The sequence below is a fragment of the Stenotrophomonas sp. YJH_SMC_80 genome, assembly GCF_059372495.1.
On sequence record NZ_JCAFVP010000001.1, the window covers coordinates 279182 to 293145 of the forward strand.

Sequence of the window (13964 nt, forward strand, 5' to 3'; positions counted from 1 at the left end):
CCAGCCGCGTGAACCTGTCGAAGGCGGGGCACTGTGGGTTTGCGGGGTGTGAGCGGCATGGATGCCGCGACCAAGCCCCCATGGATGGGTTTACGGCGTCCCCGCAAACCCACAGTGCCCCGCCATCCCACGGAATGCCCGCTGTTGCTGTTGCTTCGGCTTCTGCAGGTGCAGGGCGCAGCCCTGCCAACAAACCCCAACCCTCAGAACATCAGGTTGATCATCAGCACCACCACGCAGGTGTAGATCAGCGACAGCGGTCCGCCGACCCGCCACATCTCGCGCGGGGTGTAGTTGGCCGGCCCGGTGATCATCGAGATCACCGGGTTGGAGGCGGTCATCAGATTGTTGGACGCCGACAGCGCCACGATCAGCGCGAACGCGGTCGGGTTGCCGCCCGCCGCCAGTGCCAGGTTCACCGCGATCGGCACCATCACGATGGTCGCGCCCACATGGCTGATCACCAGCGAGAACGCCGTGGTCAGCAGCGCCAGCGCCACCTCCAGCACCCACACCGGGATGCCGGTCGGCAGCTTGTCGATGGTATGGCCGGCCACCCATGCCGCCGCACCACTGGAGTCCATCGCCCAGCCGAGCGGGATCAGCCCGGCCATCATGAACACCGTTTTCCAGTTGATCGAGGCATAGGCCTCGTCCATGCGCAGCACGCCGGTCAGCAGCATGCCGGCCACGCCGGTCATCAGCGTCAGTGCCACCGGCAGCTTGCTGGTCAGCGCGATCAGGATGGTCAACGCGAAGATCGCCATGGCGATCTTGAACTTGTGCGGGCGTTGTTCGCCGGTCGGGTAGTCGGTCACCACCACGAAGTCGCGGCTCTTGGCCGCCTGTGCCAGGTCGGTCCAGATGCTGTGGAAGACCAGCATGTCGCCGGCGCGCAACTGCACGTCGCGCGCGTCCTCGCGGATCACCTGCTTGTCGCGGTTGATCGCCAGCAGGCTGATGCCGCGCTCCTTGCGCAGGCGCAGGTCGGCCGCGCTCTTGCCGATCACGTTCGAGGTCGGCGGTACCACCGCCTCGGAAATACCGGCGCGGCTCGGGTTGAACAGGTCACCCAGGTGCTTCAGGCGCGAAGACATGCGCAGGAACTGGTTCTGCGCGAAGTCGTTGATCTGCTCGCGCGGACCCATTGCGCCGAGCACGCTGCCCACCCAGATGCGCATCTCCGCCGGCGGCGCCAGGCGGGTGTCGTTGCCGGTCTTCAGGGCCAGCAGCAGCGGGGCATCGTGCAGGTTCTCGGCCTCGCCCAGGGTCATGCCGACCAGCGGGCTTTCGGCACTGACCACCAGCTCGAACACATCGCCTTCAATGCCATAGGTCTTGGCGAAGTAGCTTTCGGTGCGCGCCGGGGTGACCCCGTCGTTGGCCAGGTTCTCTTCCTCGATCAGCTTGCGGTCGCCGTAGTAGCGGAAGTACAGCAGCGAGGCGATCAGCAGCGCCACGCCGATCGGCAGCGGCGCGAACATGCGCAGCGGCTCGATGGTAGCCAGGCCCGAGGGCAGGTTGTTGTTGGCCGAGGCCAGCAGATCGTTCAGCAGGATGAGCGGTGAATTGCCGACCATGGTCAGCGCACCGCCCATCACGATCGCCGCCGAAATCGGCAGCAGCAGGCGCTGCAGGGTCAGCCCGGTGCGCGCTGCCAGTCGCGAAGCCACCGGCAGGTACAGCGCCATCACCGACGGGTTCTGCATGAAGGACGAGTTCAGGCCGGCAATGGCCGTGGTCATCATCAGCAGCCGCTGCTCGACGCCATGACCGCGTCGCAGCAGCCACGCGGCCAGCCGGTTCAGCGCCCCGGTGCGGTCCAGGCCGGCACCGAGGATGGTGGTGGCGATGATGCTCATCACCGCGTTACCGGAGAAGCCGCCGAAGATTTCCTCCGGCGCGATCAGCCCGGTGACACCGAGCACCACCAGTACCACCAGCGCGACCACGTCGGCGCGGATGCGCTCGAACAGGAACATCGCCATCGTGAAGCCGACCAGCCCGAGCACGAGCTTCATGTCGTTGGTCAGCGTCAGCGCGGTATCCATGTGGGGCGCGGCGTCCTCAGGCGATCGTCAGGTGCGGTCGTACAGCAGGTCCCAGACGCCATGGCCGAGCTTCTGGCCGCGGGTCTCGAAGTGGGTCTGCGGGCGCCAGTCCGGGCGCGGCACGCTGCCACGCGGGCCGGCACGGTTGACCAGGCCGGCGGTGGCATCGAGCACGTCCCACATCTGCTCGGCGTAGTCCTCCCAGTCGGTGGCACAGTGCAGGCGACCGCCCGGGCGCAGCTTGCGCACCAGCAGTTCGGCGAACGCCGGCTGCAGCAGGCGGCGCTTGTTGTGGCGCTTCTTGTGCCACGGGTCCGGGAAGTAGATGCGCACTTCATCGAGCGCGCCATCGGCGATCTCGTTCTGCAGCACTTCAACCGCGTCGTGGTGGTACAGGCGCACGTGGTCGGCGTTGTCGTCGGCCAGCGCGTTCAGCAGCCTGCCCACGCCCGGGGCGTGCACTTCGATGCCGATGTAATCGCGTGACGGGTCGTGCTGGGCGGCGAAGCGCAGCGCGGCACCGTTGCCGAAGCCGATTTCCAGCACCTTGTGTGCCGGGCGGCCGAAGGTGGCGTCCAGGTCACGCGGCTGGCCGGTGTAGTCGAGGCCGAAGCGCGGCCAGCGTTCGTCGAACGCGCGCTGCTGGGCGGGGGTGAAGCGGCCTTGGCGCAACACGAAGCTGCGCACCTCGCGGCGGCCCTCGCTTACGGTGAAGGGCTTGGGCGGAGCCTTGGAACCGGCGCTGTCGAAAGGATTGGTCATCAGCCGATCAGCCCATCCACCGGGGAGGAGGCGCTGGCGTAGCGCTTGCGCGGGATGCGCCCGGCCAGGAAGGCCTCGCGGCCGGCCTCGACCGCTTTGCGCATGGCACTGGCCATCAGCACCGGGTGGCGCGCACCGGCAATGGCCGTGTTCATCAGCACGCCGTCGCAGCCCAGCTCCATCGCAATCGCGGCATCCGACGCGGTACCGACGCCGGCGTCGACGATGATCGGCACCTTGGCGTCTTCGATGATCTGCAGCAGGTTGTACTTGTTCTGGATGCCCAGGCCCGAACCGATCGGCGCGGCCAGCGGCATCACCGCAGCGCAGCCGATCTCTTCCAGGCGCTTGGCCAGGATCGGATCGTCAGAGGTGTAGACCATCACTTCGAAGCCGTCCTTGACCAGCTGCTCGGCAGCCTTGAGGGTCTGCACCACGTCCGGGTACAGCGACTTCTGGTCGCCCAGCACTTCCAGCTTGGTCAGGTTATGGCCGTCCAGCAGCTCACGGGCCAGGCGGCAGGTGCGCACGGCATCTTCGGCGGTGTAGCAGCCGGCGGTGTTGGGCAGGATGGTGTAGCGCTCCGGCGGCAGCACGTCGAGCAGGTTCGGCTCGCCCGGGTTCTGCCCGATGTTGGTGCGGCGGATCGCCACGGTGACGATCTGGGCGCCCGCGGCCTCGGTGGCCAGGCGGGTTTCTTCCAGATCCTTGAACTTGCCGGTGCCGGTCAGCAGCCGCGAGCCATAGGTCTTGCCGGCGATCACCAGCGAATCGGGGGAGACATGAACGTTCATGGCGTGATTATCGCCTATCCGCCTGAAGATGGGATCACGCAAGGCGGTGCTGTCCGCAGGAGAGCGAGGGTAGAGCCGGCCGCTGGCCGGCACATGTAGGGTGCCTGACAGCGTCGGATTGCCGGCCAGCGGCCGGCACCACCCGGAGGTCTCAGCCCCCGCCCAACGCGTGCACGATCTCCACCACGTCGCCTTCGGCCAGGACGTGCTCGCCGTGGCGGCTGCGGCTGACGATCTCGCCGTTGACCTCGACCGCCACCCGGCGCTGCAGCAACTGTTCGGCCTCGAGCAGGTCGTGGAGGGTTGCCGAAGCGGGCAGGGCGCGGGGTTCGCCATTGAGCTGGATGTTCATCCGTGCATTGTCGCCGATAGCCCGCCGGGATCGGAACACTTGCAAATTGAACGGGGCGCCAGCTCCGGCACAGCAGGTTTCCCGGTGATCGGGCGACAATCCATGCGGCGGCGCAGCGTGAGCAAAACGCGGCGCAGTGAAACCATTCACCGTGCGCCGGCGTACGTCCGCCGGGTCCTCAACGATATCCCCACAGGAGTTTTTTCATGCTGCTCAGCAAACGCCCGATCCGCACCCTGATGGCGGCCGCGATCGCGCTGGCCGCGCTTCCGGCCATGGCAGGCGAATCCCCGTATTCCAAGGCCGTGTTCTTCGGCGACAGCCTGACCGATGCCGGCTATTTCCGCCCGCTGCTGCCGGCCGATGTGCGTCCGGTGACCGGCCAGTTCACCACCAACCCGGGCTGGGTGTGGTCGCAGCAGGTCGCCAACTACTATGGCCTCAATGGCGCCGCCAATGGCAACGGCCAGAACGGTGACAATTACGCGGTCGGTGGTGCCCGCGTTGGCGTGGACGTGCCGAGCGCAATGGGGACTATCCCCTCGCTGAAGTCGCAGGCGGCCCGTTATCTGGCCGCCAACGGCGGCAAGGCTGACGGCAATGTCCTGTACACGGTGTGGGGCGGCGCCAATGACCTGTTCGCCGCCGCAGCTGCACCGGCGCAGGCACAGGCCATCATCGGCGCCGCCGTCACCGACCAGATCGCTCTGGTGGGTGCGCTGAAGCAGGCCGGTGCGCAGTACGTGCTGGTGCCGAACCTGCCGAACGTCGGCCTGACTCCGGCCTTCCGCGGCCCGAACGCGGCCACCGCCACCGCGCTGTCAGCCGGCTACAACAAGGCTCTTTATGGTGGCCTGAAGCAGGCCGGCATCGAGTTCATCCCGCTCGATACCTTCACCGTGCTGGGCGAAGTCGCCGCCAATCCGGCCATGTACGGCTTCACCAACGTCACCAGCACCGCCTGCAAGATCGATCCGGCCAATTCGACCCAGAGCATCCTGACCTGCAATCCGACCAGCTACGTCAGCCCGGATGCGGCCAACACCTATCTGTTCGCCGATGGCGTGCATCCGACCACGGCGGGCCACCAGCTGCTGGGCCAGTATGCGGTCTCGGTGCTGGAAGCCCCGCGCCTGCAGCAGGTGCTGAGCCACTCGGCACAGACCATCGGTCGTTCGCGTGCCGATCAGGTCAGCATGCACCTGGGCGGTCGTCCGGCCGACGGCCTGTCCTGGTGGGGCGGCGTCCGCGGTGACCTGCAGCGCTACGACCACGCGGATCTGTACGACGGCCTGGCGCCGGCCGGCCTGTTCGGCATCGACTGGGCGCGCGACGGCATGGTGGTCGGCGGCTTCGCCGGCTTCGGCCGCCTCAACGCCGACTTCGGCAACAGCCGTGGCGATTTCACCCAGAAGGACACCACCGCCGGTCTGTTCGCCGGCTGGTACGGCGATCGCATCTGGGTGAACGGCCAGGTCAGCTACACCTGGCTGTCGTATGACGTGAACCGCAAGGTCCAGCTCGGCCCGGCCACCCGCGAGCACGGTGGTTCGCCGGACGGCAGCAACCTGACCGCCGCCCTGAACGCCGGTTACGAGTTCGGCACCGAAGGCGGCTTCCGCCACGGCCCGATCGCTTCGGTGATCTGGCAGAAGGTGAAGATCGATGGTTACACCGAAAGCGCTGCGGCCGGCACCCTGGCCACCGCGCTGGGCTACGACCGCCAGAACGTTGATTCGACCGTTGGTCGCATCGGTTGGCAGGCCCGCTTCGATGGCGGCACCCTCAAGCCGTACGCGCAGCTGACCTACGACCATGAGTTCGAAGACACCAAGCAGGGCAGCGCGTGGCTGCAGACCCTGCCGGAACTGGGCACCTACCGTGTGCCGGGCCTGAAGTTCGACAAGGACTACGCGACCGTCGTGCTGGGCGCCCGCACCGAACTGTTCGGGCTGCAGAGCAACTTCGGCCTGAGCGCTTCGGCCGGGCAGAAGCGTGCCCAGGACGCAACGCTGTTCGCCAACTTCAGCGGCACCTTCTAAGCAGAAACCAGGCGGGGTCGGCCCTCTCGGCAGCGAGAGGGCTGTGACCCCGGCCTGATGCGATGGGCACCATTGCGCAACACGGGGCCCAGCGCATAGACTTCCCACCGCAACGCGGGCGTAGCTCAATGGTAGAGCTGTAGCTTCCCAAGCTACTGACGTGGGTTCGATTCCCATCGCCCGCTCCATGTCTCCAGCGGTCTGCATCAGGCAGACGCTCCGCGATATCCGCACCCCGCTTTTCCGCGCATGGATCCCGGTCGAGATGCCCGGTGAATGGCAGGGCTGGACGTCGCTTCGCAAACATCCCTTGGCCGGATCGGTCGTGTCCGAATGCATCCTTGCGCATAGCCTGCAGGACGGGAACTGCCCTGCTGCAGCTGCTGCAGCTGCGGCTGCTGTGGCCTCCCGGGCCCGGTCGAGCTGCGGGGTTCAGTTGATGCTTGGCTTCGCAATGCTAGAAGATCGTCAGCTGTTGACGCCCAACATCCGTTGCCCGGAGCGTGAATGATCGCTGCACTTGTGCCCATCAGGCGATGCTTTGATTTTTCCGGACGATCCGACCGGCGGGAGTTCTGGTCGTATTCGCTGCTGGCCGGGTTCGTGATGGCGGTGAGCTACAGCGTGATGGATCGCGGTTACTGGCTGGTCGGGTACCTGTCATTGGATTGGGAAACGTCCGAGAGCCTGTGGAAGGTGGGATGGGTCATGACCGTCTGCGCTGTCTTCGTCTTCCTGCCTCCGATGCTGGCCCTGACCGTGAGGAGATTGCACGACATCGACGAGTCAGGCTGGTACACCGTGATCGCGTTCATTCCCTTGGGGGTGTTCGTCCTCTTTCCAGTCATGCTGCTTCCCGGGAGCGAGGAAGAGAATCGATTTGGCGCAGTTCCAGGAGCGCAGGATGCTTGAACCGGCATCGGCCGCAATCGATCGGATCGGCATTGAAGACGTGGACGGTTCGCTGGGGCGCCTCTCTCATCCGCATGTCCCTTGATCGAACCGCCCTGCGGCGCTACACCCAGTGGATGCCGTTCCTGGCCCTGGTCGCCGTCTGTGTGGCCTGGTGGTCGCCTCTGGGAGTGATTGCCGGCCTTGCCGTGTGCCTTGCGTTGGGGGGCGCGCTGCAGCGAATCGATCTGGTCGGCAATGCCGTGGGCGGTTCACGACTGCGCTCGCGATCGATGAAGCCCTTTGCCGAACGGCCGCCCGCACATGATGTGCTGTTGGATTGGGGCGAGCTGGGCATGGGCGGACCGGCGTACAGCACGCAGATGCTGCGCGATGGCGCCATCGTCGAAGGCGTATCCACTGGAGGCAGTCGTGATGCCAGTGGTGAATGGCAGGACCTGCCGGGAGGCGCGCTGCGCCTGGCCAGCGGGTATGTTGATCGATGCGAAGCAGTGATCGTCTACGACGAGCGCCAAAAGACGGTGCAGGTGCTTGCGGCTGATCCCGGCCAGTTCCGGCAGCAGCTGGGCGAGCGCCTGCAGACCGATGGGGAGGCGGGGGCGGCGTCGTGGCTGCGCAGCCAGTCCGGCGGCGTGACCCAGCTGCATTCCTGCCGAGGCCTATGGCTGGAGCACGGACATCCGGCGCTGGCCGCCGGATTGCCGCGGGAGCTGAGGCACGTCCTGCCTGATGCCCGGGTGCTGCGCGCGGTCCCGCTGCTTCCCGATGATCTGCGCGTGACTGCGCATCCGGCCCTGTTCGCGTGCATCTGCCCGTATGCCCTTTACCTTGACGAGACCTCCAGTGGTCGCCATGCCTGTGATCTGGAGACCGTGATCGCGAGCCCGTCGGGACGCTGCCTGGTGGTGGCCGGCAGTGTGCTTGATGAAAACCTGCGACCCATCGAGGGCGTGTGGCTTGTCTGCTGGCAGGGTCGTTGGCAAGCCTTTGCCCGTCATGCGATGGGGGGCTTCGGCAAGGCCCGGAGCGTGGCCTGGATCAATGTGATCGATGCTGACGATGACGGCACACTGCAGTGCGAAGCCTATGAGGAACGCTGGGAGTCCGATGCCGTCCATCGATACCCCACGCGCCACACAGCCTTGGAGCTGCCTGTGGAATGGCGTGAAACCGGGTTGGCGCTGCGCGCCCGTGATGGGCGCTTCAGGCTGCGCCTTCCCTCGCGCTGATCAGGCCTCGGCGGCGCGCGCGCTCGTTTCCCGCAGCGACTGTGCATATTCCTCGGTGAACAGCCCCGACAACGCCTGGCGCTGCTCCGCATCGATCTCGCGCGAGGCGTTGGCCGTGTAGTCGAAATGAACCATCACGCAGCGCCCGCTGGCTACCAGGGCCTCGAACTGGAACGCCTGCTGCACGATCGACAGCGAGGAGCGGCCAATGCTCTCGATCCGAGTCTCGATGCGCACTTCGTGTCCCGCCTGTATCTGCTGCAGGAAGTCGATCTCGTAGCGGCGCAGGATCAGTGCCAGGTCGCGCATGCTGGCCTCGCGGCTGAAATGCCGGAAGATCTCCTGGCGGCCTTCCTCGAACCAGACGGGCAGGGCGGTGTTGGTGACGTGGCCGAGTACATCCACTTCGGAGAAGCGCGGGAATACGGTGATCGACATCGGGTTTCCTTGCGGTCTGGCCTGCCACCGCAGTGTGCCGCCTGCGCCTGAGCAAGCCACGCCGCAGGGCATCATCCACCCGCCACACGCCCGCGCTATGCTGCGCGCCTGCCGCCCGATCCTGCCGCGATGAAGCTCGCCATCCTGTCCCGCAACAGTTCCCTGTATTCCACCCGCCGGCTGGTCGAGGCGGCGCGCGCGCGCGGCCACACCGTGCGCATCCTCGATCCGCTGCGCTGCTACATGCGCATTGCCGCCGATGGCTTTTCGATGCATTACAAGGGCCGGCCGATGACCGGCGTGGACATGGTCATCCCGCGCATCGGTGCCTCGATCACCCGCTATGGCACGGCCGTGCTGCGCCAGTTCGAACTGATGGGTGCACGCACCCCGAATCCGTCCGACGCGATCCTGCGTTCGCGCGACAAGCTGCGCGCACACCAGCTGCTGGCGGCCAAGGGCATCGACATGCCGGTCACTGTGTTCGGCGACAACCCCGACGACACCGTCGACCTGTTGTCCATGCTGGGCCCACCGCCGCATGTGGTGAAGCTCAATGAGGGTACCCAGGGGCGCGGCGTGATCCTTACCGAGAAGGCCAGCGCCTCGCGCGGCATTGTCGAGGCCCTGCGCGGGTTGTACGCCAATTTCCTGATGCAGGAATTCATCGGCGAGGCCAAGGGCGCCGACCTGCGCTGCTTCGTGGTCGGTGACCAGGTGGTTGCCTCGATGCAGCGGCAGGCGCCGGAAGGTGACTTCCGCTCCAACCTGCATGCCGGGGGTACGGCGGTGGCGGCCAAGGCCAGCCGTGCCGAGCAGCAGGTGGCGGTGCGGTCGGCCAAGGCGCTGGGACTGTCGGTGTGCGGGGTGGACCTGATCCGCTCCGCGCGCGGCCCGCTGGTGCTGGAGGTCAATTCAACGCCGGGGCTGGAAGGGATCGAGGCCGCCTGCGGGGTGGACGTGGCCACGCGCATCATCGAGCACGTCGAGAAGCTTAAAAAACCCTGAGTATTCAGCGGCTTGAGATTCTCACGGGCGGATGAGGCCGGCTTTAACAAGCCTTTAATCGGCCCACGCGTAGGCTTCAGCGAACCGCAGCTCTGCCTCTCAGCAGGATCGGTATCGGGATACAACTTCAGACCCAGGCGGGGGCACCGCCTGGGTCTTTTTTATGCCTGCCCGCTGTCCCTTGTGGAGGTGGCGTGACGGCCGTAGAGTGGCCCCCATCGTTCCTGGATGGATCGGAGGCTGGCGATGTACCGCATCACGATGATCGCGTTGTTGCTGGGCCTGGCCGGATCTGCTGCGGCCAAGCCGGAGAAAGCCGTTGTGCAGATGGACCGGCAGTCGCCGGTGGCCGAGCAGGTGCGCCAGGTCGAAAAAGCCCTGGATGATGGCGATTACAGCGAGATTTCCGCTGATGACCGCAGCACCGTGCGCGAAGCGCTGGCCCGGATCACCGCGCGGATGGGCGGCCACCAGAGCGTGCAGGAACTGCCGCCGCAGGTGCAGGGGGAGGTCTTCAACGACCAGGAGCGGATCAATATCCTGCTCACCCGCGCCCACGAGGACAGCCGGCAGATCTGCCAGCACACGCGCAGTACCGGCAGCAACATGCCCAAAAGCCGCTGCCTGACAGTGGCCGAACGCCGCCGGATCGAGGAAAAGGGCAAGGCGCTGTTGAACGACCAGCGCACCTTCAACAACTTCAACCCTGCCAGCTCGCGGTAGGGCTTCCGCTGCCCCGACCATTGGCACTTGCTGGCGTGAAGGGGGTGCGAATAGAGTCGGGATTCGCCACAGACAAGGATTTGTTTGCCATGAAACAGGCTTTGATGTCGGCCGTCCTGTTGTCAGGACTCGCCCTGGTCAGTACCGCATCGGCATCCAGGGGCAAGGACGTGTTCGTGCCCGGCCAGCCGCTGCAGCAGCAGATCGCGCGTATCGAGGTGGAGCTCAAGGACGGCGAAACCTATTCGGAACTCAAGCAGGACGAGCGCACCCGCGTCAACGACGCCCTGGCACGCATGCGCGCAGCGGTGGAGCAGTACCCGGCACGCGATTCCATGCCTGAACCAGTGCAAACCCAGGTCTTCAACGATCAGCAGGTCGTGAACACGGTTTTGACACAGGCGCGTGAAGATAGTCGTCTAATATGCCAACGTGAAAAGCCCATCGGTTCCAACCGGACCACGACGCAGTGCATGACCGTTGCCGAGCGTGCTCGGCAGAAGGAACGGGCACAGCAGGACATGAGGCAGGTCATGCGCGCCGGCAGTACAGTCAATTAGAGGTGACAGTGAGAATCCTGGTAATCGAAGACAACAGCGACATTGCGGCCAACCTGGGCGACTATCTGGAGGACCGGGGGCATACGGTGGACTTCGCGGCTGACGGGGTCACCGGCCTGCATCTGGCCGTGGTGCACGAGTTCGACGCGATCGTGCTGGATCTCAACCTGCCAGGCATGGACGGCATCGAAGTCTGCCGCAAACTGCGCAATGAAGCGCGCAAGCAGACCCCGGTGCTGATGCTGACGGCCCGCGATTCGCTGGACAACAAGCTGGCCGGCTTCGATTCCGGTGCCGATGACTACCTGATCAAGCCGTTCGCGCTGCAGGAAGTGGAAGTGCGTCTGAACGCCCTGTCGCGCCGCGGCAAGGGCGTGCAGACCCGCGTGCTGGAAACCGGCGACCTGGAATACAACCTGGATACGCTGGAAGTGCGCCGCCAGGGCAAGCTGCTGCAGCTCAACCCGACCGCGCTGAAGATCCTGCAGGCGCTGATGGAAGCGGCACCGGCGGTGGTGACCCGCCAGGAGCTGGAAACCCGCGTGTGGGGCGAGGAACTGCCCGATTCGGATTCGCTGCGCGTGCATATCCATGGCCTGCGTGCGGTGGTCGACAAGCCGTTTGAAGTGCCGCTGATCCAGACCCGCCATGGCATCGGATACCGCATCGCCACCCCGGAAGCCTGATTCCGTGGCAGCCAAGGGGGAGCGCCGGCGCACGCCATACCGGCGGCGCCTGCGCAGCCGCATCATCGTCTCGTTCGTGTTGTTGGGCTTCTGCCTGACGACACTGTTCGCGTTCGCCACCAACTGGGCCCGCATGCGGGTGGAAAACCAGTTGGTGGAAGACGTGATCAACCACAACATCGAAGAGTATGCGCGGCGCTTCTACGAGCATCCGGGGCGCAATCCGGCAGTGCCCGTGCAGCAGATCCGGGCGTACGCCTACTCGGCTGACAAATTCGACAAGGCCCGCGAGTCGTGGCCGCAGTGGGCCGACCTGCAGAACGGCAATTACAACCTCAGTGGCACCGACGAGCAGGGGCAGCCGTATGCCTACAAGCTGGCGGTACGCAAGGCCGACGACGCCTGGTTCTTCCTCGCCTATGACATGACCGACAGCGTGCGCGGCGGCAAGCAGCTCAACCGCGCGCTGGTGTTGTCGGTGCTGGTGTTCAGCGTGCTGTCGCTGGTGCTGGGCTGGTGGTCGGCCTCGAAGGTGATGAAGCCGGTGTCGGACCTGGCCGCGCGGCTGCGTGCGTACCGTGGCGGTACCAGTGAGCCCGAGCCCTTGGCGCCGCGCTTTCCCGATGACGAGGTGGGGCAGCTGGCCCAGGCGCTGGACGACTATTCCTCGCGGCTGACCGAAGTGGTGCAGCGCGATCGCGAGTTCAATGCAGACGTCAGCCATGAACTGCGCACGCCGCTGGCAGTGATCCGCGGTGCCACCGAGCTGCTGCTGACCCGGCCCGGCCTGGACGAGAAGGTGCTGCAGCGCCTGCAGCGTATCCAGCGTGCCGAGCAGCAGTGCAGCGACCTGATCGGCGCACTACTGCTGCTGTCGCGCAACGAGCGCGGGCAGGGCACCAGCAACGTGGCCCGCGTGGCCGAGCAGCTGCTGGATGCGCACCGCGCGCAGCTGGGGGGCAAGCCGCTGGAGCTGCTGCTGGAAGGCGAGCGCAACCTGGTGATCGATGCACCCGAGGCGGCGCTGTCGGTGGCGCTGGGCAACCTGATCGGCAACGCGGTGAAGTACTCGCAGGATGGCGAAGTACGCGTCTTCGTGGGCGCCAATTCGGTGTCGGTGACCGACAGCGGCCCGGGCCTGAGCGAGGAAGACGCGGCCAAGCTGTTCCAGCGTGGCTACCGCGGCACGCACGCCGGTCATTCGCAGGGCGGCGGCATCGGCCTGTCGATCGTCAGCCGTCTGTGCGACCTGTACGGCTGGCAGGTGAGCGTGCGCCCCGGTGGCGAGCGTGGCGTGATCGCCACCCTGACGTTCTCGCCGAAGCCGTTGTAAGCAGCCCTGCTTTGGTGGGTGCCGACCTTGGTCGGCACGGACCCTGCCGACCTTGCATCACGCCCTGTGTCGCTTGTGCCACTGAATCCCCCGCACGCGGACATCGCATCACAGGCCCGACACGACACCACCGTGATCGCTGCCGCGCCCTGCGCGTGTTCCAACGCACGCATTGGCAAGCCCGCGCCGCACTTGGGAATTTCCTTACAGATCGCCGTGCGCGGTGATGGCCTGATGACCTGGCCGGGGCAGGTGCCTTGGCCGGGGCAGGTGCCTTGGCCGGGATTGGCGTCCTGAAATCAACTGTCAGATGGAAAACTTCCGATGCCTCGCGCGGCATCGCGGACAATGCACTGTGCTCGCTTCATGGCGGGCGGTGCGTGGGGATTCCCGGGAATCCGCCGGAGTTTCCATCCATCTGGGAGTTGTCCGGTACGCCAACCCGCACCGTCCGCCACCTTGCATCTGCAGGTGGCCTGCCGTCTGCGAGGAGCTTCATCATGTCCACCCGCGCGCTGTTCCCCCAGTTGCACGCCCTGATCGGCGATGCCGCCCACCTGCTGCCTGCCGACGTCGCCGAGCGGGTCGAAGTTCTGCTGGATGACCCCAGGGACCTGCTGCCTGCCCTTCTGGCGCGCATGGATGGCCGCGACGCCGCCGACGGCCAGCGGCTGGATGTGCAGGGGGCCAGCCCGGCGCAGGCCGCCACGATGGCTGGTCTCAGCCGCACGCTTGCCGGCCTGAATACCCTGATCCAGCTGCTGCACGCTGCCGAAATCGCGCGGGAGCAGGGCGGCGCCCGCCAGCAGCTCAATCCCGATGTGGTCGACGGCCTGCTGTTGGGCGCCCGCGAACTGGCCCGCTACGCCCGCCAGCAGCTGGAGTAGATCCACGCCACGCATGGATGTGCTTCGGTAGTGCCGGCCGCTGGCCGGCAATCGAATCGGCCAGTAGATCCATGCCACGCATGGATGCGCCTTGGTAGTGCCGGCCGCTGGCCGGCAATCGAATAGGCCAGTAGATCCACGCTACGCATGGATGCGCTTCGGTAGTGCCGGCCGCTGGCCGGCAATC

Annotated in this window: 14 protein-coding genes and 1 tRNA gene; 10 read left to right on the forward strand and 5 right to left on the reverse strand. The window is 66.1% G+C overall.

What is annotated here, in order from left to right; all coding sequences use genetic code 11:
* Positions 1-203 precede the first annotated feature (203 nt).
* From AC5P99_RS01210 to thiS, 4 genes are all read right to left on the reverse strand, one after another.
* Entirely contained in the window at positions 204-2051 is a 1848-nt protein-coding gene (locus AC5P99_RS01210; RefSeq protein WP_005414317.1) for an SLC13 family permease, read from the reverse strand.
* 27 nt (positions 2052-2078) lie between these two features.
* Positions 2079-2813, reverse strand: coding sequence for a tRNA (guanosine(46)-N7)-methyltransferase TrmB (gene trmB / locus AC5P99_RS01215; RefSeq protein ID WP_005410814.1), 735 nt, complete (start codon positions 2811-2813; stop codon positions 2079-2081).
* Complete coding sequence (locus AC5P99_RS01220) at positions 2813-3607, reverse strand: thiazole synthase (RefSeq protein WP_005410813.1); 795 nt, start codon at positions 3605-3607, stop codon at positions 2813-2815. Before AC5P99_RS01220 ends, trmB begins: the two co-directional genes overlap by 1 nt.
* Positions 3608-3758: 151 nt before the next feature.
* Positions 3759-3959: a sulfur carrier protein ThiS gene (gene thiS, locus AC5P99_RS01225; protein WP_005410812.1), complete on the reverse strand. Its 201-nt coding sequence runs from the start codon at positions 3957-3959 to the stop codon at positions 3759-3761.
* Positions 3960-4165: 206 nt separating this feature from the next.
* On the opposite strand from thiS, the gene AC5P99_RS01230 reads away from it, so the two are divergent.
* The 4 genes from AC5P99_RS01230 to AC5P99_RS01245 all read left to right on the forward strand — a co-directional run bounded on the left by AC5P99_RS01230 (position 4166) and on the right by AC5P99_RS01245 (position 8142).
* Positions 4166-6001: an autotransporter outer membrane beta-barrel domain-containing protein gene (locus tag AC5P99_RS01230; protein WP_149501302.1), complete on the forward strand. Its 1836-nt coding sequence runs from the start codon at positions 4166-4168 to the stop codon at positions 5999-6001.
* 114 nt (positions 6002-6115) lie between these two features.
* Positions 6116-6189 (forward strand) — tRNA-Gly (locus AC5P99_RS01235).
* A gap of 319 nt (positions 6190-6508) precedes the next feature.
* On the forward strand, positions 6509-6913 hold the full coding sequence (locus AC5P99_RS01240) for a DUF805 domain-containing protein (RefSeq protein ID WP_043034313.1): 405 nt from the start codon (positions 6509-6511) through the stop codon (positions 6911-6913).
* A 74-nt stretch (positions 6914-6987) separates the two neighbouring features.
* Positions 6988-8142 carry a hypothetical protein gene (locus tag AC5P99_RS01245; protein WP_495212879.1) on the forward strand — a complete coding sequence of 385 codons (1155 nt, stop codon included), beginning with the start codon at positions 6988-6990 and terminating at the stop codon, positions 8140-8142.
* On the opposite strand, the gene AC5P99_RS01250 is transcribed toward AC5P99_RS01245, so the two are convergent.
* Positions 8143-8580: an acyl-CoA thioesterase gene (locus tag AC5P99_RS01250; RefSeq protein WP_005414313.1), complete on the reverse strand. Its 438-nt coding sequence runs from the start codon at positions 8578-8580 to the stop codon at positions 8143-8145.
* A gap of 129 nt (positions 8581-8709) precedes the next feature.
* On the opposite strand from AC5P99_RS01250, the gene rimK reads away from it, so the two are divergent.
* From rimK to AC5P99_RS01280, 6 genes are all read left to right on the forward strand, one after another.
* Complete coding sequence (rimK, locus tag AC5P99_RS01255; protein WP_005410807.1) at positions 8710-9588, forward strand: 30S ribosomal protein S6--L-glutamate ligase; 879 nt, start codon at positions 8710-8712, stop codon at positions 9586-9588.
* A gap of 246 nt (positions 9589-9834) precedes the next feature.
* Positions 9835-10311: a hypothetical protein gene (locus tag AC5P99_RS01260; protein WP_123958970.1), complete on the forward strand. Its 477-nt coding sequence runs from the start codon at positions 9835-9837 to the stop codon at positions 10309-10311.
* An 89-nt stretch (positions 10312-10400) separates the two neighbouring features.
* Positions 10401-10871: a hypothetical protein gene (locus AC5P99_RS01265; RefSeq protein ID WP_005410805.1), complete on the forward strand. Its 471-nt coding sequence runs from the start codon at positions 10401-10403 to the stop codon at positions 10869-10871.
* 8 nt (positions 10872-10879) lie between these two features.
* On the forward strand, positions 10880-11557 hold the full coding sequence (locus AC5P99_RS01270; RefSeq protein WP_005410804.1) for a response regulator transcription factor: 678 nt from the start codon (positions 10880-10882) through the stop codon (positions 11555-11557).
* A 4-nt stretch (positions 11558-11561) separates the two neighbouring features.
* Positions 11562-12890, forward strand: a complete 1329-nt coding sequence (locus AC5P99_RS01275; RefSeq protein ID WP_005410803.1) for a sensor histidine kinase — start codon at positions 11562-11564, stop codon at positions 12888-12890.
* Positions 12891-13390: 500 nt separating this feature from the next.
* Positions 13391-13777, forward strand: a complete 387-nt coding sequence (locus tag AC5P99_RS01280; protein WP_005414311.1) for a hypothetical protein — start codon at positions 13391-13393, stop codon at positions 13775-13777.
* The last annotated feature ends 187 nt before the right edge of the window (positions 13778-13964 follow it).

What these genes read in the sequence shown, in the direction of transcription:
- trmB (WP_005410814.1), bottom strand. Translation starts at nt 2,813, where the DNA reads ATGACCAATCCTTTCGACAGCGCCGGTTCCAAGGCTCCGCCCAAGCCC.
- thiS (WP_005410812.1), bottom strand. Translation starts at nt 3,959, where the DNA reads ATGAACATCCAGCTCAATGGCGAACCCCGCGCCCTGCCCGCTTCGGCA.
- rimK (WP_005410807.1), top strand. Translation starts at nt 8,710, where the DNA reads ATGAAGCTCGCCATCCTGTCCCGCAACAGTTCCCTGTATTCCACCCGC.
- AC5P99_RS01280 (WP_005414311.1), top strand. Translation starts at nt 13,391, where the DNA reads ATGTCCACCCGCGCGCTGTTCCCCCAGTTGCACGCCCTGATCGGCGAT.
- AC5P99_RS01260 (WP_123958970.1), top strand. Translation starts at nt 9,835, where the DNA reads ATGTACCGCATCACGATGATCGCGTTGTTGCTGGGCCTGGCCGGATCT.
- AC5P99_RS01245 (WP_495212879.1), top strand. Translation starts at nt 6,988, where the DNA reads ATGTCCCTTGATCGAACCGCCCTGCGGCGCTACACCCAGTGGATGCCG.
- AC5P99_RS01220 (WP_005410813.1), bottom strand. Translation starts at nt 3,607, where the DNA reads ATGAACGTTCATGTCTCCCCCGATTCGCTGGTGATCGCCGGCAAGACC.
- AC5P99_RS01250 (WP_005414313.1), bottom strand. Translation starts at nt 8,580, where the DNA reads ATGTCGATCACCGTATTCCCGCGCTTCTCCGAAGTGGATGTACTCGGC.
- AC5P99_RS01265 (WP_005410805.1), top strand. Translation starts at nt 10,401, where the DNA reads ATGAAACAGGCTTTGATGTCGGCCGTCCTGTTGTCAGGACTCGCCCTG.
- AC5P99_RS01240 (WP_043034313.1), top strand. Translation starts at nt 6,509, where the DNA reads ATGATCGCTGCACTTGTGCCCATCAGGCGATGCTTTGATTTTTCCGGA.
- AC5P99_RS01230 (WP_149501302.1), top strand. Translation starts at nt 4,166, where the DNA reads ATGCTGCTCAGCAAACGCCCGATCCGCACCCTGATGGCGGCCGCGATC.
- AC5P99_RS01210 (WP_005414317.1), bottom strand. Translation starts at nt 2,051, where the DNA reads ATGGATACCGCGCTGACGCTGACCAACGACATGAAGCTCGTGCTCGGG.